This is a genomic window from Pauljensenia sp. 20925_1_27 (assembly GCF_041432835.1).
In the GTDB taxonomy this organism is placed as follows: domain Bacteria; phylum Actinomycetota; class Actinomycetes; order Actinomycetales; family Actinomycetaceae; genus Pauljensenia.
On sequence record NZ_JAPWAH010000024.1, the window covers coordinates 1 to 24,933 of the forward strand.

Here is a 24,933-nt window from a genome sequence, read left to right on the forward strand (position 1 = left end):
CTCGTTGTCCGGCCAGGCCCCGCAGGCCTCGCGGCGGCCTCCAATCGGGCGGTGCTTATTGTCTGTGTGTTGCCCGCCAGGTCCTGCCGCCTCCCACCGGCACCGCGTCCAGGCCACCCGGCCCTCCTGTGCCCCTCCACACCGGCGGCACGTGGTGTGCTGATAGGTTGCTCGGAGCGTCGGCCTACCTGCTTGTGTTCTTGTGACGTCGCTGGTGTTCCGGGCGCTGTCAGGCCCGGCCGCCCGCGAGGCTAGGGCCTCACTGCGTTCGGTGTCGCGCCTCGAAGCCCACCCGTGCTCTCCGGACCCTCCGGCACCCTTCACACCAGTGGGGCGTGGTGTTACTGATAGGCGTGTGCGTCGGCTCATTGTCCTGCCGGGTCCTGGGTTGCTTCGTGTAGTCCAGTTCTGGCTGTCAATCAGAAATTTCGCACGTAATTCCCCTGCAGATTGTTCAAGCATTGAACTTAGGTCGTTGGAATTGCAGTGTTTTAGGGCGATCTTCAAAAGTGACCGAGGTAAATTATGTGCGAAATTTGTGGGGATCGGCCCCGGTGTTGAAGCAAGCTCCGTGGGTAGGCCTTGCTGGTATCCATCAATTTCGCATGCAATTCCCCGGTGAGCATTTCGGCCCGTGATTTTGTGGCGTTGAAATTCCAACGTTTTCTGGGTTTGTTGAAATTTGTCCCAATCGAATTGCATGCGAAATCTGTCTGGCGCTAGCCCTGCCAACCGGACGCCTGCACCGCGGCCTGGCCCTCAGGTTTTGCCGGCGCGCTTCGCACTAGTGGCACCTGGAGTGCTGTCGTTGCTAGCCCCGGCTCTGCCTCGTGTTCGGTACAAAATTCTCCCTGCTTGGCTTCTTGGTGGTGAAAACGGTACAAAACTCTCCCCGCATGCGTAGATTGCGCCAAATCGAGCCATTTCGGGTGAGCAGGGAGAGTTTTATACCGGAAATGCGGCGAGGGTGGGCGTGCAGGGAGAGTTTTGTCCCGCACATGCGGTGAGAAGGGGTGTGCGGGGAGAGTTTTGTACCGGAAGTGGGGCCGTGCGGCTCGTGCTGGGAGAGTTTTGTACCGAAGGGGTCCGGCGAGGTTGTTGTTGGGCGAATAGTGTCGTGCCCTGGCGTAGGCCTCGTGCCAGTTGGCGGGCTATGGCAGTGCCCCGCTGCTCACGGGCGCCGTGGCCGGCCCTTACCGCGCTCTTTGTGCTGGGGCTGTGGTGTTGGGCGAGTTTTGTCGCGCCAACCGGCCGTGTGGTGCCCTCCAGCGCCTTCGACGACGGTGGTGATGGGGGGTTTACGCCATGCGAAGCCCTCTTACGGCGTGTCGCCGGCGTGTTGGAGCCTTGGATGGCGTAATTCCCCCGTTTTGTGGCCGCCCCGGCAGATTCTAGGCCCTTTCGGATCGTCGCCGTAGTCGAGCCTCATGTTGCAATTCCCCCGATTGGTGGCGGTGAGGTCGCTGCGTGGGGTGGTACGGGGCCCAAAGCGCAGACTGCCTCAGTGAAAACGCTGAAAACGGGCCGTTATAGGCGAAGTGGTCTGTGTTTTGGGTGCGGCGGCGTTCTGGCGTGGTGTGTGTGCTCTCCTCGGTCCTGGCGGCTGGGCCCATCTGCTGGCAGTGTTGACCCACTTGTGCGCAGCTAAACCCACCTAGTGGCGGATGGGCACGGCAGCCCACGCCCCACCAGGTGGGTTAACGTGCGCGTGAGCGGGCCCAGGCGCGCATTGAAGGGCCGGGGCCACCACCTATCGGACCCGGGTGCACGCAAGCGAGCGTACTCTGGCGAGGTCCGGGTGGGTGCGACGGTCGCCACGCCCGTGCGCACGCAAGCGAGCGTACTCTGGCGAGGTCCGGGTGGGTGCGACGGTCGCCACGCCCGGGTGCACGCAAGCGAGCGGGCAGGAACACTCCCCGAGCACGCAAGCACAAGCACAATCTCGCCAGAGACCGGCCAGGACCGATTCGAAGTGTCATCAATCCGCAGTCGCGGTGCATGAAGACGATGCGTGGCAGACCTGTGACAACGCTCCGAAGCCATGCCATATGGTCGAAGTCCTACTAAAAGCTCGTCAATCTTTGGCATACTGAGAGGCGGAAATAATCCGCCACGACAGGAGCTGTCTGTGCCTGAGCAAAACGTCCCCACTGCAACTGAGCAGGCTGCTGCAACTGAGCAGGCCCCGGCCTCGTCGGAGGCTACCAGCAAACCCAGCCTGGGCCGTGTGATCGCCGCGTGGGCGGTGCACGCGTTCACTATCTCCGGACTCGCGTGGGCGACGCTCGCGCTCTTCGCGATGCTCGACAACAATATTCCGATGATGTGGCTGTGGTTCGCCATCGCGCTCATCGTGGACGGCGTCGACGGCACCCTGGCCCGTAAGGTCGGCGTTCGTCAGGTGATCCCCTGGTTCGACGGCGGCGTCGTCGACAATCTCGTCGACTATCTGACGTGGACGTTCCTGCCGGCCCTGTTCATGGCGATGTACCTGCCGTTTGGCCCGAAGCCGGTCCCCGTCATCATGATGGTCGTCGTCATCGTCTCCTCGGTGTTCTGCTACGCGAACGACGGAGAGAAGTCGAATGACAACTACTTCGTGGGCTTCCCGGCGGCATGGAACTGCGTGGCGATTGTCATGTACGTGCTTCAGACTCCCGCGTGGGTGAATATTGCGGCGACGATCTTCCTGGCGATTATGACGCTGGTTCCGCTGCACTACACGCACCCGGCGCGCGTGAAGCGCTTCCAGATCCCTAACATCATCGGTGCGGCCGCGTGGATTGTTGCGTGCGCGTACATGGTTGTCGTCTACCCGGTGCAGCCTCTGTGGGCGCTGATTCTCTTCTGGGTGGGCGGCGGCTGGTTCATGATCGCGGGCTTTATTCGCACGGCGACCGGCGAGGACAAGTAGCCTCCGCGCCACGATCACAGCAGAACGTCCCCCGGGCCTCGCGCTCGGGGGACGTTTGTTGTAGGTGGAGCGTACGTGGGACGTTGTTGCGCAGGTCGGGTTCGTCGTAGCCACGGGGACGAGGCCGGGACGGCTCGCGCGGTGCCCGGGCACAGGCCATCGCGAACATTGACGCGCTGTCGACGAGGCCGGGGAGGGGTGCGCGGTGCCCGGGGGTGAGGCCGTGGTGGGGTGTGTTGTAGCGGGCGACCGGGGCCTTCGGTGCCCGGAACACCAGCGGGCCGCAGCCCGCTCGCGCACCTACAGTTGCTCCGCGAGGCCTTTCTTGACGGCGCGGTCGCGCCGGTAGCGGAAGACTTCGAGGAAGATCCCGCCGAAGAAGATGCAGGCGATGGCGGTCCAGACGCCGGGTGGAGCGTGGCGCCCGTACATGAGGAAGTACACGTAGGGGGCGAGGAAGGTGACGGCCGCGGTGGCCGCGCCGACGATGCGGTGCCAGAGCTTTTGGCCGGCGACCATTTCGATGAGGCCCCACGTGTAGGGGATCGCGGTGATCATGTCGATGGCCCACAGGATGCGCCAGTCGCCCCGGAAGTGCGGTACATACATGACGGGGACGGCGCGGGCCATGGAGTAGACGAGGACGACGACGTAGGCGATGAATTTGGGGTTGCGGCACAGCTTGAGGAAGCCGGCGCGTTCGATGATGGAGGCGCCGACGGCTCGCGAGGCGTGCGTCGCGTGCGAGGAGGTCGTCAGCGTGTCAAGTCCGGCCATGGCGACGCGCATGAACTCGCGCTGCTCGTCGCTGCCGGATGCCCAGTGTTCGAGGAGTTCGAGGGGGGACATGGCGACGGGCGTGTAGCCGTCGCGTGCCATTCCGGCCTCGTGGATGATGTCGGCGCCGAGGGCGTCGCGCAGCCGCGGGAGGTCGCGTGTGGGGATGTCGGCGATCCACAGGCGTACGCGGCGTTGAATGGCGTCGTGGAGTTCGTGGGAGAGGGCGTGTCCGGCGGCGGAGTGGGGCGAGAAGCCTTCGGCGGCGATGTCTGAGAGTGAGCCGGGAACTTCGACGATGCGGGTGGTGAGGTCTCCGGCGCGGTCAACGCCGGAGATGGCGATGATGGTGGCAGCGTCCCATTGGTAGCTGCGCGCGATCTCGAGGTCGAGGATCGAACGCAGCGTGATCAGGGAAGCGGTGTCACTCACGTGGGGCCTCTCGTTGGAAGTTGGACACAACCATTGTGCCTGACAAAGTGGTCGGAATGCACGCCCGGGGCGGGTGTGGTCGCGCCGCGTAGAATCGGGGTATGGCGAAACGACGGATTGACCCGGGTGAGGGGATGGTGGCGCTGCGCTCGTGGCGGGACGCGGTGGAGCGCGGCGAGGAGCCTTCGCGTGCGGTCGTGTTGACGGCGGTCCGCTTCACTCTCGAGGAGCTTGGCGTCTTGCATCCGGGGCGCTCGGTCGAGGTGCGTGTGCCTCCCGCGGGCGCGGTGCAGATCCTGCCGGGGACGACTCACCGGCGTGGCACTCCGCCCGCCGTCGTGGAGACCGATGCGCGCACGTGGTTGTCGCTCGCGTGCGGTCTCCTCACGTGGGACGAGGCCGTGGCTGGGTCTGCGGTGAGCGCTTCGGGTGAGCGCACGGACCTGGGACCCTTCCTGCCGCTCGTGTGAGCAACAGGGCAGGGGACGAGGCAGGGGCCTCGGTGTGCGGGGCTCAGGCCTCGAGCTGGGGAACGCCGAAGCGCGCCTCGAGCTTGGGGGCGAGCCACTTTTGGGAGCCCTTGTAGGCATAGCGCTGGGCGACGGCCGCGATGGCGGCGGAGGAGGCCGCGAAGAGGACCAGCGAGGCCATGGTGACGTCGTCGGCGTCCTCGGCGGGGATCGGTCGGCCGGTTGCGATCTTCCATCCGGCTTCGAAGAGCTTGGAGGCGGCGAATGCTGCTCCGGCGATGACGACGGTCGTGGCGACCTTTTCGATGGTGGCTGAGTCCATGGTTGCCTCCTGGCGTGGGGGTGGTTGTCCCTTCGCGCGTGCGCGTGCTTCCATGATGCCCCACGCGGGGCTCTTGCGCGAGGGCCACGGGGGTGCTGCCCTATGCTTGAACGGTAGTGTCCCCGTCAGAAGGATTCCTCATGGCTCGCGCCCGCTCTGTTTTTGCGTTGTCGGCCCTCGCTGTTGCGGCGACGACGGTGGCGGCTTGTTCGCCGTCCGTGTCTTCGAGCGCCCCCCGGGATCCTTTCGCGTCCCCGATTGTGCCGGGTCAGAGCGCTCGCGCGTCGTCGAGCGCGACCGGGCATGGGACGATCGACGCGCCGACACCGCGCAGCGGCTCGGGCACGGTAACGGTCGCTCTGGTGGGCGGCGCACAGCTGCCGATGGAGACGGCTCAGGAGTTTACGAAGGCGACGGGTTTCACGGTTGCGGCTGTGCCGGTGGACGGCGTGGGTGAGCTGGCGGAGACGAATGCGGATGTTGCCCTGGGGCTTGATGGCGCGGATGCGCTGCAGGCGAGCGCGTCGGGTGCGATTGCGGCCGTGGCGCCTGCGGATACGGTGACGCTGTCGGGTACGGCGGTGGAGGGCGCGGCCGCTGCCGTCGCCTACGGCCGCGATGACGTGTGCGTGATCGCCGACAAGTCGTGGATGAGCGCGAATGGGCGCACGCTGCCGACTTCGTTTGGCGATCTGACCTCGCCGCGCATCCGCGCGCTGCTCGCGATTCCGGACCCGGCCTCGTCGTCGGTGGGGCGCGCGTTCGTGCAGGAGGCGGCGTCGCAGACGGGCGAGGGCTTGGGGGCGTTCGCGCAGTCTCTGAACCCGCGCGTGGATCCGTCGCTGGGTGCGACGGTGAGCGCGTGGACGGCCGGTGCGCACGTGTCCGAAGGGTATTTGTCCGAGGTCGTGGGTGCCTCCGCTGGAAAATCGGGCGCGTACCCGCTGGTCGTGGCACCGCGCTCGCTGGCGGCTGCGGCTGCGACGAACACGGGTGTGGATTCCTACGGCACGCCGATCTCGTCGACCTGCATTGCCCGCATCATGTACGCGGCGGCGACGGGTTCGTCGGCTTCTGACGGCGCGGAGTCGTTGATCGCCTGGCTGCAGGGGGAGAGCGCTCAGCGTTCCCTGGCGACGACGGGTGCCGCGTATCCGATCGACGGTGCGCTCGCGGCCGATACGAAGGCCGGTTGGCTGATGGGCATCACGGGCGAGGCGGTTGTCGCTGATGAGACGGTGGGATCCCTGGATGCGCTCGACGCCTGGCTGGCGACGTGGTCCTCGGCGCTGGCCGCGCCTGCACCCACCCCCTCGCAGACTCCCGCCGCCGACGCGGGGACCGATCCGGGTACGCCCAACGCAGGGGACGAGCAGGGCGCAGGGCAGGATCAGGCACCCTCGGATGAGACGGGGGGCACCGATCCGGGCGACGAGGAGTAGCCCCGCCGCGCCCCACGAGTCGAGTCAGCTTCGCAGCATTGCGGGGCTGACTTTGCATTCCTCCCCGATGCGCATGGGGGCGATGAGGCCCGCTTCGCGCAGCTCGAGGAGGCGCGGCACGGTGCGCTCGACGACCTTCCACGGGTCGATCGTGTTGAGGTAGATGCGCGTGCCGCCCTCGAAGCCCGCCAGGGTCGAGATGCGCCACTTGAGCAGGATGCGCCAGCGCATGGGCGTCGAGACGGTGGGCGGGCGGTGGTACCACTCTTCGTTTGCGGGCACCTCGACGCCCGTCGCGGCGTGCGCGGCGTGGAGGATGTCGGAGATGCCTCGCATGGCCTCGGGGCTGACTTCCCACGGGTTTGCGGCCTGTCCGAGGGGCCAGATCGCAATGCCGGGGAAGCGGTGTCCGAAACCAGCCAGGGCGACGGCGTGCTCGTTCTGGGCGATGAGGAGCTTGCGCGTGGCGGCGACGGTGAAGATCTGGTCGTAGATGTCGGGCTGGGCGCGCAGGCGCTCCAACTCGGCCTCGGTCTGCACGGACAGGTCGTCGATGGCGACGAGCTGCTTATGGAGGTGGTCGAAGGAGGCGCCGGCGGGACGCAGCCAGTTCTGGAAGGTGGCGACGTAGCGCACGGCGGGGTCGAGGTCGTATAGGTCGCGCATCGAGCGGGCCGTGTAGGCCGTGTACTGCGCGTGCTCCTCGGGGGTGAGGGTGCCCGAACCGGCCAGCTGGTGGGCCTCGGTGGCCCCGTCGACGTAGTGGCGCCTGCCGATGATGAGGTCGTGGCCCCCTGAGAAGAAGCCGTTGGCGGCCTGCAGGCGCGCGGTTTCGCTGGTGGCCGCGAACTCGCCCTCGCTCATGCCCGAGGCCAGCATGCGGGCGCGCACGACGTTCATGACGTGCTCGTATCCCGCGTCCGAGGCCAGGTAGTGGGCCATGCGGCGTCGGTCCTCCTCGGAGGGGACGTGACCGTGGTTGAGGTGCCAGTAGTTGTAGGAGACGATCTCGAACAGGTTCGGGATACGTCGAAACTCGGCAACCGTGTCCGTCAGCTGATCCGCGCCCAGGGCGTCCAGCTGTTCCCAGGTCCCGTCCTCGTGGCGCACGAGGCGTGACTTCTCGGGAGGGGTTTCGAGGTAGCGTCCCGAGCAGAACGCGCAGTGGTGCCCGTCGGCCTCGTGGCAGATGGGGTTGTGGTCCGCGTGCGGGGCGCTCAGGGGTCGGTTGCCGCGGCCCGGAACGGTCCACACCTCGGTGCCCGTGAGGAGGTTTTGCTGTTTGACGGTGCCGTCGGCCAGCCGGACGATGGCGCGGTCGGCGCGCGTGAGCTTGGAAGCCATACCTGTATCGTACCCGTCCTCAGAGCCGGTCCATCGTGGTGGGATGCGACCCCGTGCGTCCCGCCTCGCCCTCGTCGAGCGCGTCGATGCGGGCGCGCTGTTCGGGGCTCAGCGAGAAGGAGAAGAGGTCGAAGTTGGTGGTCATGCGCGCTGGGCTCAGCGTCTTGGGGAAGACGACTTGGCCGCGGTCGAGGGCCCAGCGCAGGGCGACCTGGGCGGCGCTCACGCCGAGCTGGGACCCGATCTCGATGAGCGTCGCCTCGGTGACGGCGCGCCCGCGCGCGAGCGGGGACCAGGCCTCGAACACCATGCCGAGCCCCTGCGCGTAATCGCGCAGCGCGGCGTTGGGCAGGAAGGGGTGGGCTTCGACCTGGAGGACGTGCGGGGGAAACGTGGCGACGTCTCGGACGGCCTCGACGTGCTCGCGCTCGTAGTTGGACAGGCCGATCGCTCGCGCGCCGCCGCCGGTGAAGGCGTCTTCGAGCGCGGGCCAGGGCAGCGCGACGTCGCCCCCGTAGAGGGTGGGCAGCGGCCAGTGCACGAGGAGGAGGTCGACGTAGTCGGTGCGCAGGTCCTCGAGGGAGCGCTCGATCGAGGCGGCGGCCCGCTCGGGCTCGTGGTTCGAGTTGTCGACCTTCGTGGTGACGAACAGGTCCTGGCGGGCGATGCCCGAGGCCTCGAGCGCCGCCCCGACCTCGGCCTCGTTGCCGTACATCTGGGCGGTGTCGATGTGGCGGTACCCGACCTCGAGGGCGCGGCTCACCGCGTCGTACGCGTCCTCGGGTGCGACCTTGTAGGTGCCGAAACCCAGCACGGGGATGGGCGTGCCTGTCGGGAGGGTGAGGGTTGGAATCGGGGACGAGGCCGGGGCGGGGCCTGCGGGTGGCGGGGTGTTCATCGGTGAATCCTCCTAGTCGCCACCAGTGTAGCCCCCGGGTAGGGGCCGCTCGCGGTCGGCGCTCGCGCTGGCGGTCGGTGTGCCGTAGCGTTGTCCTCGTTTCGGTGCCGCGCAGGTGCCCGTTCGAGAGCGCAGGAGAAATCATGATCAATGCATGCGAGACGGAGGAAGGCGTCGTCTTCGATATGAGCGAGCTGGAGTGCGACGCGCTGCGCTCGTACGCCGATGGGCTCCTCGCCGACCCCGCGCATCCTTTCGTTGAGCTGCTGCGCAGCCAGGGCCTCGTCGTCGGCGATACTCCTGTCCCTCACCTCGCCGCGGTCCTCGAGGGGTTCGCGCAGGCGACGAAGGTGCTGACCGCCTGGGTCGTTGCACCGGCGGGATGCCGCCGCGCTACGTTCTTCGTCGGCCCGCGCTCCGTCGCGGTGTTGCGCTGCGACGATGGAGGTATGTACGGCGGCGAGGAAGACATGCTGTCGGTGTGGGCGATCGATGTTGCGCAGCTGCGCGAGACGTTCCTCGAGCTCAGCGCCTTGGGTGAGCCGTCGGGAGAGGGGATTGTGTCGACGGCGGTGCCCGAGGTGATCTTCACTGCCCTGGAACGGGGCGACGTCCCACAGATCATCCAACAGGTGCCGAGCGTTGCTCGCGAGATCGCCGAGGTGATCGATGCCGAGGTCGACGAGGCAACGGCGTCCTTCTGGGCGGACGTTGCGGACGAGGCGTGGGTGGGGCTCGCCGTGCGGGTCGTTGATGCGGTGTCGTACCCGGATCTATCGGGCGAGAGCTGGCGTTTGCTCGCCACCAGCGAGGATGTGTGCGAGGTGCTGGCGGGCGTGGAGTTCGCCGAGCTGTACCCCGACGAGGTGCCCTTGCTGGCGGATAAGGATGGCGAATTCTGGGCGGCTGTTGCGCCGTCGTCGCCGGAGGTGCTCTGGGAAGATATTGAGGACGTTCTCGCCGAGTAGGTCCTCGCGTGAGCGATAGATCTCAAAATTTGAGACTGTCGGGTGACAAATAATTTCTGTCCCCATGGTCAGAGCGCCCTGTGGGGCGGTTTTATCCGGTTTTGGACGAGGTGCGTCTCGAGTTTGGAGGGCTCTAACTGTTCGACTGTCGCTTCGTTGGAATATCACTGAAAAACTTGAAAAAGGTGTCTGCAATGTGGTTGGCACTTTTATTGGTGTTACGGTCGGTTTCCTCGATATTCCCCGTCATTTCGCGAACCCCTGTCTAACCAGCCGGTAGGGTTTTTGTTAGGTAACCCACCGCCGATTCCCCGCTCTAACAACGATTTTGGCGTACGATAGATACTGTTCAACCACGATCGTCTACACGTCCAGACAACGAACGGAGAGTTATGTCGGTTCGCAATGCCCTGCTGGCACTTGTTGCGCAGCAGCCCGCCGGTGTCTACCGCCTGAAGCAGATGTTCGAGGAGCAGACGTGCGGAGCATGGCCGCTGAACATCGGCCAGGTCTACCAGACGATGCAGCGCCTCGAGCGCGACGGCCAGGTCATCTCTCACGCTGAGACCAATGCGGGCCGTGATTCCGAGGTCTTTGAGCTGACTGATGTCGGTCGTGAAGTCCTCGCCGCCTGGTGGTCCACCCCTGTTCCTCGCGAACATCCCGAACGTGATGAGCTTGTGATGAAGCTCGCTGTGGCCGCCGCCGACCCCACGGTCGACGTTGAGGCCATGATCCAGACTCAGCGTCGCTCGACCCTGGGCTCGCTGCGCGATGTGACCCGCCTGAAGGCTTCGGCCGATGAGGGCGAGCTCGCGTGGAAGCTCATCCTTGAGCGTCACATTTTCGACCTCGAGGCCGAGCTCAACTGGCTCGACCACATTGAGTCCGGTGCGGTCTCCGAGGCCGCGCGTCGTGCCGCCTTCGCCGCTGCGAAGGGCCGCTCGATGAACTGGGCCCAGGCCGAGGCTGGCATTTCGGAGCGTGCCGGGGTGCGATGAGCCAGCCTGTGCCCCTACCGATCCGGATGGCTGGCGTCGGACATGAGTTCGGCGCTGACGGCGTCCGAGTGAGAGCGCTCGACGGGATCGACCTTGAGGTCGCACCCGGCGAGCTTCTCGCTGTTATGGGTCCTTCCGGCTCCGGTAAGTCGACGCTGCTGTCGATTGCCGGCGGCCTGGAACGTCCGACCCGAGGCCACGTCTATATCAACGGGGTTGACCTGGCGGCTTTGGACAGTGTTCATCGCGCCGAGGTTCGTCGCCGGTCGATTGGATACGTCTTCCAGGATTACAACCTGATCCCCTCGCTGTCGGCCCTCGAAAACGTTGAGATGCCGCTGCAGCTCGACGGCGTGAGTCCCTCCAAGGTGCGTGAGGCTGCGATGGCCGCGCTTGAGGAGGTAGGCGTCGCGGACCTGGCTGATCGCTTCCCGGAGCTCCTGTCCGGTGGTCAGCGCCAGCGCATCGCGATCGCCCGCGGACTCGTGGGTAACCGCTCGGTCATTCTTGCGGACGAGCCGACGGGTGCGCTCGATTCTCACACTGGCGAACAGATCATGCTGGTGTTGCGTGATCACATTGATGCCGGTGCAGCCGGTATCCTCGTGACTCATGAGGCCAGAATGGCCGCATGGGCAGATCGCACGGTCTTCCTGCGCGACGGTCGCATCGTCGACCGATCGAGGGGGGATTCGCTGAAGGATCTGCTGGCAGACACAGCACCAAGGATCTGATGAGCCGACTCAGCACACGGATGAGGCGATGGGGAGTGGTACTCCGCATCGCCTCTCGTGATGCGCGCCAAAGCCTGGGCCGTACGGCCACGGCTGTCTTCCTGATCTCCCTGCCGATCATTATCGCGATTGCGGCGATCACCTTCTGGGACGTCACGACCTCGCAGCGCTACCAGGCCTCGTCGTGGCTCGGACATCGCAGCGACGTGCAGGCGGTGACGTTGCACCGGTCGTCGACGGCCATCGCGCAGGACTTCACCGCGGACCGCCTGTCGAAGACGGCCTCGAGCGACGAGGTCTCGGTGTCGATGGACACCCTCCAGAGCTGGCTGCCCGAGGGCGATCAGCTGGTCGCCGTCGATACGCTCTACCAGCTGCGTCTGGAAACGGCGGATGGCACGGGTTTTACGGTCGACAACGGGACGCAAACGGCCTCGCTGGAGGCACCGCGCGTGAATGCGGGTGGTAAGAGCGGGCCGTTGGCCGCTGGTCATGCCGTCATCTCCGAGGACGTGGCCCGGGCCCTGTCGGTGAGCGTCGGTGACTCCGTGAACCTGTCCCTGACTATCGCGAAGGAACGAGCGACTCAGTCCCTGAAGGGGAACGTCGTGATCGACTCCATCATTGGGGGTTCTGAGCGCGCGATCATCGGCGATGGGACGCTTCCGATTGACCGCCTCGCCGTCGCGGGGCGCACGCAGACTGCCTGGTTCGTGACGGGTCCGACGCCGGTGTCGTGGGAAAAAATCCGCGAGTTGAACGCATCCGGTTTCTCGGTCCTATCCCGTCAGGTGCTGGCAAACCCACCCGACGCCTCGGCCCTGCCCTCGCAGATCGCCCAGTACGAGGTCCCTCAGAGCACTCGGAGCGCCAACCCCTGGCAGTACCTGCTCCTCGTTGCCGGTATTCTGCTGATCCTCACGGAGATGATCCTGCTCATCTCGCCGCTATACACCGTCGCTCAGCGCTCGGTCATGCGCACGGCTGCCATGATCGTCGCTAACGGTGGTGACCGCACGGATGGGCGTCGGCTCACGATCGCCCACGGCGTGATTATCGGCCTCTATTCGGCCCTCTTTTCCGCGGCTTTCTCCGCGGCCGCGATGGTGGGAATCGGCATGTGGTCGGGTCTGGGTATCGGGATCGTCCCGTGGTGGCCCCTCGCGCTGTCCGTGCTCCTGCCGGTGCTCCTGTCGCTCATGGCGTCCGTGTCCCCGGCCCACACGACCTCCCACATTGACACCTCCGCCGTCATCGGAGGTCGCGTGTGGGAGCCCTCGCGCCTCGTGCGTCGCCGCATGATCTACCCGTTGGCTCTCCTGGCGGGTCTGCCACTCCTCGGTATCGCCGCATGGTTCGGTTCGGTGCTGGCCCTCGTCGTTGGTATCGGCCTGCTGGAGGCGGGCCTGATCGGCTCGATACCCTACATCTTTACCCGGTGGCGCCTCCCCAACCGTCGCGCGTCGATGAGTATGCGCCTGGCGCTGCGCGACGCCGTTCGCAACGGCCACCGCACCTTCCCGGCCATGGCCTCGATCCTGACGACGGTGTTCGTGGCGTGCGGCCTGCTCATCACCCTGTCTTCCTCGAACGAGGCCGGCTGGAACTCGCGTCCGCACGTGGGGCAGCGGGGGCAGGTCTTCGTCTCGACCGTTGACCGCACTGATTCAGTCAAGCGCTCGCGTGACCTCATGAAGTCCGCTGTCGAGGCTGTTGACGGCCAGCGCGGCGTCACCTCGCAGGCGACGCTCAACGGCTTGGCGTGGAACAGCGGCCCGGGTGGCCCGACCACGATGGTCGAGGCGGTGCACCCGTACAACAATTCGACGTTCACGATGTCGACGAACATGGGCACCATGACGGAACTGGACGTGGCGTACATGGTCGATGACGGCACGTATCTGCGCCAGGCTGGGTACTTCAGCAACGAGGACGACATGGTGCGCGCGATCGCCACCTTGAACGCTGGCGGTGTCCTCATCCCCGACCCGGAGTACATCGATGGCGCGGGCCAGGTGACGCTGCGTAGCCTCGACATGAGCGCCATCGCGGAGGCGAAGGCGGCGGGAGCGTCGGACGATAACCTGCCGGACGCCAAGGTGACGACCGTCCAGACTTTCGTCGCCACGCCCCTGACTCGCGTCAACGTCATCGTGCTCTCGCCGACCGCGGCATCCTACCTCGGCCTCCAGGTACGCCCTCTGGGTGAGCTCCTCACCGTCGATCACCAGGTGAGTCCCGTCGACGCCCCGTCGTTCCAGGCGACGATCGCGCGTCAGGTGCCCGGTGCTTCGGCCCAGGTGATCGTGCCGACGATGCGTTCCCTCGTCCTGCCCTACGTCGCCGCGCTCATTGCGGTCGTTGCAGCGGCAGCCACGGTCGCTCTCGTCGTGGCGCTGTCGGCCTCGGACATGCGCCCCGATCTCGATACCCTCGACGCGATCGGTGCCGCCCCCGCGATGCGCCGCCACGTGACGACCTGGCAGGGCGTTGTCCTCGCTCTCAATGCGATCCCGACTGCGGTCCTCGCCGGCCTCGTCGTCGGCGTCCTCGCCGTGATCACGTTCGCCCGCTCCCGCATCTTCCCGACCCTGACCACGCTGTGGCCGGTCGTGCCGTGGGGCGCGCTCCTGGGCATGCTGATCGGTATGCCGGTCCTGTGTGCGCTCGTCGCGATCGTCCTGACGCCCCGCCACCAGAAGCGTCTGCGTCGCATCAACTAGGGGACGCGATGAGTGAGAGCCTCGACGACGTCGCGATCCCCGCCGGCGCCCTCGCCTCGTCCTCCGTGCGCGTGGATACCTGGCTGTGGGCGACCCGCCAGCTGAAATCCCGCTCCCAGGCGACGGCCGCCGTGCGCGCCGGGCACGTGCGCGTGAACGGAGAGCCTGTCAAAGCTGCCTACAAGGTGCGTGTCGGCGACGAGGTCCGCCTGCGCATCGAGGGCTTCGACCGCATCCTTGGGGTCGTCCTGCTGCTCGCGAAGCGCGTCTCCTACCCGCAGGCGCGCACTGCTTACGATGACCGCACGCCCGAGCGCCCGCGCGTGCACATTCCCGTCGCGATGCGTGAGAGGGGCAGTGGGCGCCCGACCAAGAAGGAGCGGCGCGAGCTCGATAGGCTGCGCGGCTACGATTCCCACGAGCACTACTGAGCTCACCGACGAGGCCGGGGCAGGCTTCGTCGGTGCGCGCATGCGGGTCGTTCACGGCTGAGTCGCGTCCGGGGTCGGGCTGACGACCCTTGGCTACGGGTGCACAAACCCCGCCGCCCACGCAGGGCGACGGGGTAAGCGCGATCAGGTATACCGTGTCACTCGTTCGGGAAGAACGACTTCACGTCAACCTTGTAGTACTCACCCCAGGTGGGGTCGTAGGGGACTGTAAATTGGGTCTTGCCCGTGCCGGAGCGGTCGACGTCGACGGTTGCGACCTCGCCGAGGTCGTGCCCCTTGGACGTGAGCTTACTGCTCGTCGTCTGCATGCTCATTTGGAGCGTGACTGTCATGGAGGAGAACGACGCGAGATCTTTCTTGATCGTGTCGTTTGCCGTTACGGTCGCGGTGCACGTGATCTTCGTGCTCGATGCATTAATGGTGCACTGGCTGGTGGTGTCGAAAGCCCCGTTGGGATCGTTGTTAGTAACGAGGTCAGTAATGGTGACCTTCTTCTGGCACTGCTGATTGACAGCGTTCTGAGCCGTCTCGCTCACGCCGAGGTAGAGGTCACGTAACTCGTCGAACTTCGCGACGTTCTCGGGTGTGATCTGCGAGCACCAGTAGGAGGCGAGCTCCTGACCGGCCTGCTCTCGAGTCGCCTGGGCCTCGTCGCGCATGTTGGCCGCGGACTTGGTGGTCATCGCAGTCGCAACAAGCATGGCGATCGTCAAGACCGCGAGGAGCGCTGCGACGATGAAGGCGACACGGTTGAAGATGGACAGGCCCTTGCTCTTACCGGGCTTCGCGGGTGCCACAGGGGCAGTGTTGGCTGCGGTGGTGTTCGGGTCACTCACTGGATTGCCTCCTGCACCTTCTGGAGCTCACTCTTTGCATCATCGAGGATGGACTGAGAATTCGCGACGTCCTCCCTGGCCTTGCCGTGCATACCGGTCGCAATGATGCTCGACCCCAGGAAGAGCACGACGAGGAGCGAGGCGATGACGGCGAGGGCGATCTGTCCGCCGGTGGCCTTGGTGGCGGGCGCCTGAGCCACGGGGGTGAACTGCGCCGTAGTGTTGGCGGGCTGCGGGACGGCCTGAGCGGCGGTGGCGGCGGCTGTCTCGCTGGTGGCCGCGGCATCGCCTGCGGCGTTCGGGGTTACGGAATCCGTGGCGGTGTTGGCGGCGGGCGCGGCCTGGAAGCGGTCGGTCCACTGCGCGCCGTCCCACCAGCGCAGCTGGCCGGTTCCTGCAGGGTCTGCGTACCAGCCCTGGACGGGGTTACTCACGAGGAGGCTCCTTTCACTGTTTCCCCTACAGTCTAGGGGAGCATCAATTTTATTGATCCGGTCAGTGATCGGCCTCACGTGATTCTCAGAGGTTGGTCGGCCACCAGGAGGTCATGGTGAACCCGCACTCGGTCTTGTCGCTCATCGCCGGGTCGTAGGGGACGGAGATCGTGAACGTAGCGGGGGTTCCCGGCGTGAGCGTCACGGTCGTGCTCCCCTGGTAGGGTGAGGAGGGGTTCAGGGTCGTGCCCTTGTCAAGGGTGTAGCCGGAAATCGTCAGTTCGAGCGGCCCGAGCGAGGAGATGGGGCTCGCGGAGTTCAGGGTGATGGTGCCGTTGATCGTCGTGGTCACCTGGTCGGTCGTGCACTCGGGGATGCCGGGGCTGAAGGCGGTGTCGGCCCCGGCGCGCTGCGCGTTAGCGAGAGTCTCCTTGGGGGCGCACTCCTGGTGAATGGCGTCCTTGACGGCCTGCGTCGCCGAATCGTAGGTCTTGATGGCGTTGCGGATCGACGCGGCGGTGTCGCGGGTGACGGAATCGCACCACGCCTTGGCGTCCTTGTGGACGTTGGCGGCGTCGAGGCGGGTCTTCGCGTCGGTGATCTGCTGGTCGACCGCGGCCTTCTCGGATTGCGCCTGCTCGGCCTGCGCCTCGTAGCTGGACGCAGAATGCGAACGCCAGACGTTGATGCCGCCGACGACGGCGGACAGGATGATGAAGATGACCGCGAGGGTGGCTCCGGCGACGGTCGCTGCACGCAGTGGTGCGGGTGCGCTCACTTGTTGGCCTCCTCGATCTGGCGGTTAATGTCCGCGAGCGTGGACTGCGCGGTGTCGAGCTCCTGTTGCGCGGTTTCGGCGCGGCTCTTCGCGTCATCGTGGATGCGACCGCTGGCGCCCAGATAGGACCACGCGAGAACGAGGACCGCGATAAAGACGGCGACAAGCGCCCAGGAGGCAACGCAGCCGAGTGTCCACTTGAGGGTACCCGAACGCTTCGGGGTTTCCTGGGAGGGCTCGGATTCGTCGGGCATCGGGATCGGGGCGGCGCCTGCCTCGTCCATCGACGAGGCAGGGGTGGCCTCCCACGCCGACGTCTCCTCGGGGGAGGGGGCGGGTACGGAGTCCTTCCAATACGAGGGTTCCTCGGGGGAGGGAATCGGCGCGACCTCGGCAGCTTCCTGAGTCGGCACGTTCGCCGCTACCTGCTCCTGCTGAGCGTAGTGCGGGGCCTCGTCGTAGGCGGGGATCGCCTCGGCGGTCTCAGACTGCGCGGGGGTCGCCTCGTAGGGTTCGACGTACTGCGTCCATGCGTGACCGTCCCACCAGCGCAGCTGCGCGGCACCGGTCGGGTCGGCGTACCAGCCTTCCGCGGGTTCGCTCATCGTGGTTCTCTTTCCCGTGTCGTGTCAAAACCGAGGGTACGGTCAGGAAGTCTAGTCGCCGCAGGGATGGTGGGCAACTATCTGCTCAGACCCCGCTGGGCCAGATGCTGACAGCGCGGACGATGCAGGATCCCGAGTCGAAGGAGGGCAACGGCACAGTCGATGTCAGCGAGGCTGATCCGCCCGCGGGGACGGTGACCGTCTGCTTGTCCGAGGGCTGATAGCCCTTGATGGTAGAGCCGGGGACGAGGTAGAACTCGACGCCGACGTCGTACGCCGAGAGGCCCGCCAGGTTCGTTCCGGTAACGGATACGGATCCGGTGATTGTCGCCGAGGATGCCCCCGCCGAGCAGGTGGGGGTGTCTGGCTTGACCATGTCCTGCGATGCGTCTTTTGCGTACGCCTCGATAAAGTCCTTTTTCTTCGGGCAAATCTTGCCGATGGCTTCGTGGCGTGTCGCCGTCAGACTCTTGTATTCTCGCGCCTTTGCGTCAAGTGAGTCGAAATCTGCATTCGCGCTCGTCAGACCGTCACACCACGCCTGAGCTTCCTTCTTGTTTGTCGCCTCGGTGATCTTGGTGCGGGTCGTCGCCGTCTCGGTTTCCGTTTCCTTGGCCTGATCACGCAGGGACTGGGCGTCGCTCTGCGCTTGCCGGGCGGCCTGATGGGTGGAACGCGCACCGAGTCCCAGGACAACCGAGAGGATCAGAAAGAGGATGGCGAGGCAGGCGCCGATGATCGTCAGAATTTTCATGCCGCTGCGGGACCCTGAAGCCTGTGGCGTGGGTGCCTGCGCGGGGGTGGGAACGTAACTCACTTCTCTAACTCCTCAAGTTCCTTCTGGGCCTCATCAAGCTCCTTTTGTGCCTGGTCGAGCTGGCTCTGAGCGTCGTCACGGTCGCTGACCGCGGGTGCGAGCTCCGCACGTGCGTGGCTGTAGGAGGTGCCCGCGATGATTGCCGTCACAACGAAAACGACGACGGCCACCCACGCTGCGACTGTCGCGATCTTCCAGCGTGAGGAGGTCGTAGAGTCCTTGGTCTGTCCGGCCTTCTTATCCCGCGCGTCCTTCTGTGGCTGGTCGAACCTGGGTTCGGAGCCGTAAGGATTCGAGGAGACGGTCGGTGCCTGCTTGTTGGACGGCAGGTGAGGGCCCTTCTGGGCGTTCGCCTGCTGCGCGCCCTGCTGGGGGAAGCCCTGCTGCTGCGCGCCTTGCTGTGGGAATCCCTGCTGGGGGAAGCCCTGCTGTGGTGCGCCCTGCTGCTGCGGGCGGCCCTGCTGCTGCGCGCCTTGCTGTGGGAATCCCTGTTGCTGCGGGAAATTCTGCGGTGCGCCCTGTTGGGGTCCACCCTGCTGCGGGAAGCTCTGCTGAGGCATGCCCTGCTGAGGCATTGCTTGGTGTTGCGTGGGCATCGGCTGGTACTGCTCGGTCCACATGCCACCGTTCCACCAGCGCAGGCGGGGAGAGCCTGCGGGGTCTTGGTACCATCCGGGTGCTGGTTGAGACATGACCGTCCTTTCAGTTTCTGGCACCAGTGTAACCAATCCGTGAGGTTCATAACGCAGGTAATGTGACAGTCGGCGGGAACCGCCGGGGGAGCGACAGGTACTCTGAAAGCTATGGCCTCTCTATTCACGTCTTCACCCCTGCTCGCACTGTTTGTCGTTGTTGCGTTGGGTGCGGCGATTGGGGCCATTCGGATCGGCCCGCTGCGCTTCGGTGCGGCCGGCGCGCTCTTCGTGGGCCTCATCGTTTCGGCGCTGCACCCCGAGGTCGTGAGCACGCACATGTCGATCGTCCAGCCGATGGGACTGGCCTTCTTCGTGTATTGCGTCGGCATTTCCGCGGGCGCGACCTTCTTCCAGGATCTGCGTAAGCAGACGAACCTCCTCGCGCTGACGACGATCGTGTGCATCGTCGGCGCGGCTATTGCCCTGACGGGTGGTCGCCTCCTCGGCCTGCCCGCCGGTCTCACCTCGGGCCTGTTCACGGGTGCCCTCACGGCCGCACCCGCCCTCGATACGGCCACCCGCCTGACGGGGGACGCGAACGCGGCGGTTGGCTACGCCTTCGGTTACCCGGTCGGCGTCATCGGCGGCATTCTCATCGTGACCATCACGGTGACGAAGAAATGGCTGGGGCCCAAGGACACCCCCTCCCTGGCGGGTGCGTCCCTCGAGGCCGTCAGCGTGCACGTGACCAAGCAGATCAACACCCGCGATATCGATGCGTGGCGCGAGCAGCGCGTGCGCCTGTCCTACCTGCGACGCGACGGTCGTACGCGCGTCATCGCCCCGGGCGAGGACCTGCTGCCCGGCGACCACGTCGTCATGGTCGGCGATCCCGCCTCGATCAAGGACACGGCACCCCTCGTCGGCGAAATCCTCGACCACAACCTCGAGGACGACCGCTCCGACCTGGCCTTTGAGCGCATCGTCGTCTCCAACCCCGATGTCGCCGGCCGCAGCGTCTCCGAACTCAACGTCACCAAGCGCTTCGGTGCCGTCATCACGCGCGTGCGCCGAGGCGACCTGGACCTCCTGGCCCGCGACGACCTCGACCTCCAGCTCGGCGACCACGTCGCGGTCGTCGTCCCCACGGAGGAGCTTGACGATATCGCGGAGTGGCTCGGTGACTCCGAGCGTCGCGTCGCCGAGGTCGACGGCATGGCCTTCGGTATTGGCCTCGTCTTGGGTCTGCTTCTGGGCATCGTGTCCTTCCCGCTGCCGGGCGGGCAGGGCTTCCAGCTGGGTGCCGCCGCCGGCCCGCTGATCGTCGGCATGCTGCTCGGCGCGCTGCGCCGCACCGGCCCGCTCGTGTGGACCCTGCCCGCCGCCGCGAACCTGACGATCCGCCAGATCGGCCTCATGCTCTTCCTCGCAGCGCTCGGCCTGAACGCCGGCCCGCAGTTCGCGAGCCTGCTCGGCAGCCCCGACGGCTGGCGCGCCGCACTCCTCGCCGCCGTCATGGTGGTCGTGTGCTGCGCCCTCCAGGCGATCGGCGCAAAGTTCATTGGCCTGTCGGCGCCTCGTGCCGCCGGTGGCGTCGCGGGCTTCCTCGGCCAGCCGGCCGTCCTGCAGGCCGCCGACGCCCGCGTGACCGACGAGCGCATCGAGGCCGCCTACGCGACCCTCTTCGCCTTCGCGATCATCGTCAAGATCCTGCTCCTGCCGATCATTACGTCCTTCCTGTGAGCACCGTAGACTAGGGCCATGGCTACCCCCGACTTCGTCCTCGAGCTGCGCCGACACGTCGGCCACGCGCCCCTGTGGATGCCCGGCACGACCGTCGTCATCCTCCGCCCGGCCTCGGGCTGCGCGCCCATCGACTGGGAGCGGCCCATCGCGCCCGAGGCTGTCGACATCCTGTGCGTGCGCCGCTCCGATAACGGCGCCTGGACCCCCGTGACCGGCATCGTCGACCCGGGTGAGGAGCCCGCCGTCGCAGCCGCCCGCGAGGCCTTGGAGGAAGCCGACGTGCGCATCGAGGTGCGCCGCCTCCTCTCCGTCGAGGTCGTCGGCCCCGTCACCTACGACAACGGCGACGTCACCACCTACCTGGACGTCGCCTTCGCGGCGCAGTGGGTGAGTGGCGACCCCAACCCCGCCGACGGCGAAAACAGCGAGACCGCGTTCTTCCGCGGCGACCAGCTCCCGCCCATGAACGACCGCTTCCGCCGCGCCGTCGCCAAGGCGCTGAGCGCCCGCCCCGAGGCCGACTTCCTCACCGCCTGAGGCCGCGTGACCTGCGGGCGTGCCCCGGCCTCGTCCCCGAGGGCGCGGAATTACTTGTCTTTGTGTCAAACCCCTTGCGGGACTGAAGTCCTAGTGGTGGAATAGGGGCATGAATACTCCTAGCAAGATCGCATACTCCGTCACCGCTGACTCCACGGGCGGCCGCGCCGGCACCTCCTCCGTCCCCGCGCTCGGCATCACCCACATCATGCGCGCCCCCAAGGAACTGGGCGGCCCCGGCGACGGCGCCAACCCCGAAGCCCTCTTCGCCATGGGCTACGGTGCCTGCTTCCAGGGCGCCATGGGCCTGGCCGCCAAGGAAATGGGCATCGACACCACCGATTCCGTCGTGCGCACCACGATCGGCCTGGGTCCCGAAGGCGACTCCTTCGCCCTGACCGCCGACATCAAGGTGTTCATCCCCGGCGCCCCGCTCGACCGCGCCCAGGCCCTCGCCGACCGCGCCCACGAGCTGTGCCCCTACTCCAAGGCCACACGCGGCAACGTGCCCGTCACCGTCACCGCAGTCGCCTCCCTCTGAGGGCACCCTGACAAAGCAAAGAACCCGGGCCTCGTCTGTGGATCGACGAGGCCCGGGTATCTTCATGCGCTCACGCGCCGCTATGGGGCCCGATTTAGGCGTCGTGCTGCGGGTGCCGCGCGCACGGCGTCACCCTTCGGGCTTGCCGCGCGCGGGCGATCCGGGCGCTCAGGCGCTCACGCGCCGCTGGGGCTTGCCGCGCGCACGGCGTCACCCTTCGGGCTTGCCGCGCGCGGGCGATCCGGGCGCTCACGCACCGTGCTGCGGGTGCCGCGCGCACGGCGTCACCCTTGGGGCTCGCCGCGCGCGGGCGGTCCGGGCGCTCACGCGCCGTGCTGCGGGTGCCGCGCGCACGGCGTCACCCTTCGGGCTTGCCGCGCGCGGGCGGTCCGGGCGCTCACGCGCCGCGCCAGTACGCCTCAAGCACCTGGGAGAGCGTGAGGAGGTCATCCACGTGGCTCATCTCGCGCGCCGAGTGCATCGACAGTAGGCCCACGCCCACATCCACCGTCAGGATCCCCAGACGAGTCGCCGTGATCGGACCAATCGTCGTGCCGCACGGCATTGCGTTGTTGCCCACGAAGCTCTGCGACACCGCTCCCGCCGCCGCGCACGCGCGATTCCACAGGGCGATACCCTCGCCGTCCGTCGCGTAACGCTGCTTCGAATTGATCTTCAGGACCGGGCCGCGACCCATCACCGGACGGTTATCCGGATCGTGATGATCCGCGTAGTTCGGGTGCACCGAATGCGCCGCATCCGCGCTCACGCACGACGAGGCCGCGAGCATTCGCTCAAAGCCATCCTCATCGCGGCCCAGCGCCGTCGCCGTGCGGCGCAACACCGTCTCCAGGATCGGGCCGGCCGCACCCGTGCGCGAGCCGGAACCCACCTCCTCGTGGTCGAAGCACATGAACACCGTGATATCGCCGCTCTCCGGGGTCCCCTGCGCCGCGAGACGCTCCAGAGCCACCAGACCCGGATGTACGCTCGACAGGTTGTCCTGGCGCGACGCCGCGATGAACTGGCCCTTGTCGCCGAAGAAGCCCGGCCCCTGGCTGGGGGTGAGAATCAGATCGAACGCCGCGACCTGCGACGCGTCATCCAGGCCCGCCGTGCGCGCCACGTACTCCAGCACGTTGCCGTACGGGTTATCCACCGTCCACACCGGGTGCAGGTGCTTCTGCGGATCCAGCTTCAAACCAACCGGATTCACCTCACGATCCAGGTGGATTGCCAGCTGCGGGATACGCGCAATCGGACCCGTACGCGCCAGGACGACCTCGCCATTCGCCAGGATCAGACGACCCGCCAGCGTCAGCTCGCGGTCCAGCCACGAGTTCCACATCATGCCGCCGTACACCTCGACGTCAATCTGGCCCCAGCCATCCGGCGTCGTCGACTGCACCGACGGTTTCACCGACAGCGCCGGCGAATCCGTGTGTGCGCCCACGATACGGAAGCCCGCGTCGTCGGCGACCGTCTCGGGCACGAACCACGCGGCCACCGCGCCACCGCGCACCATCACGTGACCACCCGGGGATGCATCCCACGCGCCCTTCTCGTCGACGAGCCTGAAGCCGGCGTCCACCAGGCGCTGCGCCACGACCTCGGCCGCGTGATAGGGAGAAGGAGAATCAAGAAGGAAATGCTGATAGTCCACCGCGTTCGCGTGGACCTCGTCCAGTTCAAGCTGTGCCATACCTCCCATGGTAGAACGCCGCGCGGGGCGAGGCCTACGATTGACACATGAGTGAGATCCCCGCATACACCCTGAACGACGGCCTGGACGTTCCCGCGATCGCGCTGGGGACCTACAACCTACGTGGCGCCTCGGGCGTCTCCTCAATGGTTTCCGGCGTTGACGCCGGCTACCGCATGCTGGACAGCGCCTTCAACTACGAAAACGAAGGTGCCCTCGGTGCCGCCGTCCGCCGCTGCGGCATCCCCCGCGAGGACCTGCGCCTGGTCTCCAAGCTCCCCGGACGCCACCAGCGCTACGACGAGGCCGTCTACACCGTCGAGGAATCCCTCATGCGCGCCGGCCTCGCCTACTGGGACATGTACCTGATCCACTGGCCCAACCCCAAGCGCGGCCTGTACGTCGAGGCCTTCCAGGCGCTTCTTGATGCCCGCGACCGCGGTCTCATCCGTTCCGTCGGCGTCTGCAACTTCCTGCCCGAGCACCTCGACCGCGTGCATGCCGAGACCGGCGAGTACCCCAGCGTCAACCAGATCGAGCTGCACCCCTACTTCCCGCAGGCCTCTGCCCTGGAGTATCACGCGCGCATCGGCGTGCTCACCGAGTCCTGGAGCCCGCTGGGGCGTAAGTGGCGCATCGTCGAAGACCCCGCGATTGTTGCCCTGGCATCCGAGGTGGGAGTCTCTCCCTCGCGCCTCATCCTACGCTGGCACTACCAGCTCGGTGCTCTGCCCCTGCCCAAGTCCGGTAACCCCGAGCGCCAGCGCGAGAACCTCGACATCTTCTCGTTCTCGCTGTCGCCTGAGCAGATGGCTGCGATTAGCGCGCTCGGGCGACCCGACGGCCGCCAGGCCGACCAGAACCCGGAGTACTACGAGGAGTTCTGAGGCTTCTCCGTTCGACGGTGCTTGCAGTGCCGCGGGTGTTCCGGCGTTGCTTGCGGCCCCACGGGTGTTCCGGGCGCCGTAGGGCCCGGCCGCCCGCGAGGCTAGGCGGCCTCACTTCGTTCGGCGCCGCGCCTCGAAGCCCGCCCGTGCCCTCCGGTCCCTCCGGCGCCCTCCACACCAGTGGGGCCGGGTTGCTGATCGGCGTGTCGGCTCGAAGCCCGGCCAGGCCTCGCCGCCGCCCACCGGCACCGCGGCACGTCCCTCCGGCGCCCTCCACACCGGCGGCACTTGTGTCGCTTGGACTAGCCCAGCCAGGCCTCGCCGCCGCCCACCGGCACTGTGGCCAGGCCCGTGTTTTGAAGCCTGGCCAGGCTCCGCGGCGGCCTCCAATCGGGTGGGGCTTGTCGCTGTTCGTCGCTAGCGCGCTCATCGCTCACCGCCTAGCAATTTCGCACGTAATTCCCTTGTGCGTGCTTCAAACCATGAATTTGTATCGTTGCAATTGCAACGTTTGTGGGTGGTCTCGAAAAGTGACCGCAGGAAATTATGTGCGAGTTTTGCCGGGCTTGCCCCTGTCACTGCTCATCGGCCCCGCGGCCTGACCCCGCGGCCTGACCCCGCCGCCTGACCCGTCGGCACGGTAATTTCGCATGCAATTCCCTTTTCGCTATTTCAAACTTTGAATTCATATTGTTGGGATTGCAACGTTTCTGGGCTTTATTGAAAGTTCATTCAATCGAATTGCATGCGAAATTTGGAGAGGGGTGCGTTGTTGGGGTGCGGTGGAGTGTTGGTGCGTGACTTTTTTCTCCCTGCTCGGGTTGTTGGTGGCGAAAACGGTACAAAGTTCTCCCTGCTGGCGCAAAATGGGTCGAAATCGGCGTTTTGGGGCGTGCCAGGCGAGTTTTGTACCGGGTTGGCCGCCGAGCCGGGCGTGC

23 protein-coding genes are annotated in these 24,933 nt (G+C 66.4%); 12 read left to right on the forward strand and 11 right to left on the reverse strand.

Annotated features, from left to right (window positions below):
* Nucleotides 1-2,128 precede the first annotated feature (2,128 nt).
* Nucleotides 2,129-2,914, forward strand: a complete 786-nt coding sequence (locus tag O3684_RS09360) for a CDP-alcohol phosphatidyltransferase family protein (RefSeq protein ID WP_500066562.1) — start codon at nt 2,129-2,131, stop codon at nt 2,912-2,914.
* A 300-nt stretch (nt 2,915-3,214) separates the two neighbouring features.
* Here O3684_RS09360 and O3684_RS09365 read toward each other — a convergent pair whose 3' ends face one another.
* Nucleotides 3,215-4,123, reverse strand: coding sequence for a P-II family nitrogen regulator (locus tag O3684_RS09365; protein WP_500066563.1), 909 nt, complete (start codon nt 4,121-4,123; stop codon nt 3,215-3,217).
* A gap of 101 nt (nt 4,124-4,224) precedes the next feature.
* Here O3684_RS09365 and O3684_RS09370 point away from each other — a divergent pair, with 101 nt between their 5' ends.
* Nucleotides 4,225-4,593 carry a sterol carrier family protein gene (locus O3684_RS09370; protein WP_500063427.1) on the forward strand — a complete coding sequence of 123 codons (369 nt, stop codon included), beginning with the start codon at nt 4,225-4,227 and terminating at the stop codon, nt 4,591-4,593.
* 43 nt (nt 4,594-4,636) lie between these two features.
* Here the strand turns inward: O3684_RS09370 and O3684_RS09375 are convergent, their stop codons facing one another.
* On the reverse strand, nt 4,637-4,915 hold the full coding sequence (locus O3684_RS09375; protein ID WP_500063426.1) for a DUF4235 domain-containing protein: 279 nt from the start codon (nt 4,913-4,915) through the stop codon (nt 4,637-4,639).
* A gap of 140 nt (nt 4,916-5,055) precedes the next feature.
* On the opposite strand from O3684_RS09375, the gene O3684_RS09380 reads away from it, so the two are divergent.
* Nucleotides 5,056-6,357 (forward strand): hypothetical protein, encoded by a 1,302-nt coding sequence (locus O3684_RS09380; protein WP_500066564.1) that lies wholly within the window; start codon nt 5,056-5,058, stop codon nt 6,355-6,357.
* 24 nt (nt 6,358-6,381) lie between these two features.
* On the opposite strand, the gene O3684_RS09385 is transcribed toward O3684_RS09380, so the two are convergent.
* Both O3684_RS09385 and O3684_RS09390 read right to left on the reverse strand, forming a co-directional pair.
* Nucleotides 6,382-7,701, reverse strand: a complete 1,320-nt coding sequence (locus tag O3684_RS09385; protein WP_500066566.1) for a DUF4921 family protein — start codon at nt 7,699-7,701, stop codon at nt 6,382-6,384.
* Nucleotides 7,702-7,720: 19 nt separating this feature from the next.
* Entirely contained in the window at nt 7,721-8,599 is an 879-nt protein-coding gene (locus O3684_RS09390) for an aldo/keto reductase (RefSeq protein ID WP_500066568.1), read from the reverse strand.
* Between the two features lie 143 nt (nt 8,600-8,742).
* Between O3684_RS09390 and O3684_RS09395 the strand changes: the two genes are divergently transcribed.
* The 5 genes from O3684_RS09395 to O3684_RS09415 all read left to right on the forward strand — a co-directional run bounded on the left by O3684_RS09395 (nt 8,743) and on the right by O3684_RS09415 (nt 14,456).
* A complete protein-coding gene (locus O3684_RS09395; protein WP_500066570.1) occupies nt 8,743-9,567 on the forward strand; it encodes a hypothetical protein in 825 nt (274 codons plus the stop codon).
* Between the two features lie 392 nt (nt 9,568-9,959).
* Nucleotides 9,960-10,568, forward strand: a complete 609-nt coding sequence (locus O3684_RS09400; RefSeq protein WP_500063420.1) for a PadR family transcriptional regulator — start codon at nt 9,960-9,962, stop codon at nt 10,566-10,568.
* On the forward strand, nt 10,565-11,302 hold the full coding sequence (locus tag O3684_RS09405) for an ABC transporter ATP-binding protein (RefSeq protein ID WP_500066572.1): 738 nt from the start codon (nt 10,565-10,567) through the stop codon (nt 11,300-11,302). Before O3684_RS09400 ends, O3684_RS09405 begins: the two co-directional genes overlap by 4 nt.
* Nucleotides 11,303-11,322: 20 nt before the next feature.
* Nucleotides 11,323-14,025: an ABC transporter permease gene (locus O3684_RS09410; protein WP_500066592.1), complete on the forward strand. Its 2,703-nt coding sequence runs from the start codon at nt 11,323-11,325 to the stop codon at nt 14,023-14,025.
* An 8-nt stretch (nt 14,026-14,033) separates the two neighbouring features.
* Entirely contained in the window at nt 14,034-14,456 is a 423-nt protein-coding gene (locus O3684_RS09415) for an RNA-binding S4 domain-containing protein (RefSeq protein WP_500066574.1), read from the forward strand.
* Between the two features lie 158 nt (nt 14,457-14,614).
* Here the strand turns inward: O3684_RS09415 and O3684_RS09420 are convergent, their stop codons facing one another.
* From O3684_RS09420 to O3684_RS09445, 6 genes are all read right to left on the reverse strand, one after another.
* Nucleotides 14,615-15,313, reverse strand: coding sequence for a hypothetical protein (locus O3684_RS09420; RefSeq protein WP_500066575.1), 699 nt, complete (start codon nt 15,311-15,313; stop codon nt 14,615-14,617).
* Entirely contained in the window at nt 15,310-15,747 is a 438-nt protein-coding gene (locus tag O3684_RS09425) for a DUF2510 domain-containing protein (RefSeq protein WP_500066577.1), read from the reverse strand. Before O3684_RS09425 ends, O3684_RS09420 begins: the two co-directional genes overlap by 4 nt.
* Nucleotides 15,748-15,832: 85 nt before the next feature.
* Nucleotides 15,833-16,525 (reverse strand): hypothetical protein, encoded by a 693-nt coding sequence (locus O3684_RS09430; protein WP_500063415.1) that lies wholly within the window; start codon nt 16,523-16,525, stop codon nt 15,833-15,835.
* Entirely contained in the window at nt 16,522-17,130 is a 609-nt protein-coding gene (locus O3684_RS09435) for a DUF2510 domain-containing protein (RefSeq protein ID WP_500066579.1), read from the reverse strand. The genes O3684_RS09430 and O3684_RS09435 overlap by 4 nt, the downstream gene beginning before the upstream one ends.
* A gap of 85 nt (nt 17,131-17,215) precedes the next feature.
* Nucleotides 17,216-17,947 (reverse strand): hypothetical protein, encoded by a 732-nt coding sequence (locus tag O3684_RS09440; RefSeq protein WP_500063412.1) that lies wholly within the window; start codon nt 17,945-17,947, stop codon nt 17,216-17,218.
* Complete coding sequence (locus O3684_RS09445) at nt 17,944-18,639, reverse strand: DUF2510 domain-containing protein (RefSeq protein WP_500066581.1); 696 nt, start codon at nt 18,637-18,639, stop codon at nt 17,944-17,946. The genes O3684_RS09440 and O3684_RS09445 overlap by 4 nt, the downstream gene beginning before the upstream one ends.
* Nucleotides 18,640-18,750: 111 nt before the next feature.
* Between O3684_RS09445 and O3684_RS09450 the strand changes: the two genes are divergently transcribed.
* From O3684_RS09450 to O3684_RS09460, 3 genes are all read left to right on the forward strand, one after another.
* On the forward strand, nt 18,751-20,325 hold the full coding sequence (locus O3684_RS09450; RefSeq protein ID WP_500066583.1) for an aspartate:alanine exchanger family transporter: 1,575 nt from the start codon (nt 18,751-18,753) through the stop codon (nt 20,323-20,325).
* An 18-nt stretch (nt 20,326-20,343) separates the two neighbouring features.
* Nucleotides 20,344-20,865: an NUDIX domain-containing protein gene (locus tag O3684_RS09455; RefSeq protein WP_500066585.1), complete on the forward strand. Its 522-nt coding sequence runs from the start codon at nt 20,344-20,346 to the stop codon at nt 20,863-20,865.
* Between the two features lie 109 nt (nt 20,866-20,974).
* Nucleotides 20,975-21,406, forward strand: a complete 432-nt coding sequence (locus tag O3684_RS09460; protein ID WP_500066587.1) for an Ohr family peroxiredoxin — start codon at nt 20,975-20,977, stop codon at nt 21,404-21,406.
* 397 nt (nt 21,407-21,803) lie between these two features.
* Here O3684_RS09460 and O3684_RS09465 read toward each other — a convergent pair whose 3' ends face one another.
* Nucleotides 21,804-23,108: a M18 family aminopeptidase gene (locus tag O3684_RS09465; protein WP_500066589.1), complete on the reverse strand. Its 1,305-nt coding sequence runs from the start codon at nt 23,106-23,108 to the stop codon at nt 21,804-21,806.
* A 47-nt stretch (nt 23,109-23,155) separates the two neighbouring features.
* On the opposite strand from O3684_RS09465, the gene O3684_RS09470 reads away from it, so the two are divergent.
* Nucleotides 23,156-23,995, forward strand: coding sequence for an aldo/keto reductase (locus tag O3684_RS09470; RefSeq protein ID WP_500066590.1), 840 nt, complete (start codon nt 23,156-23,158; stop codon nt 23,993-23,995).
* The last annotated feature ends 938 nt before the right edge of the window (nt 23,996-24,933 follow it).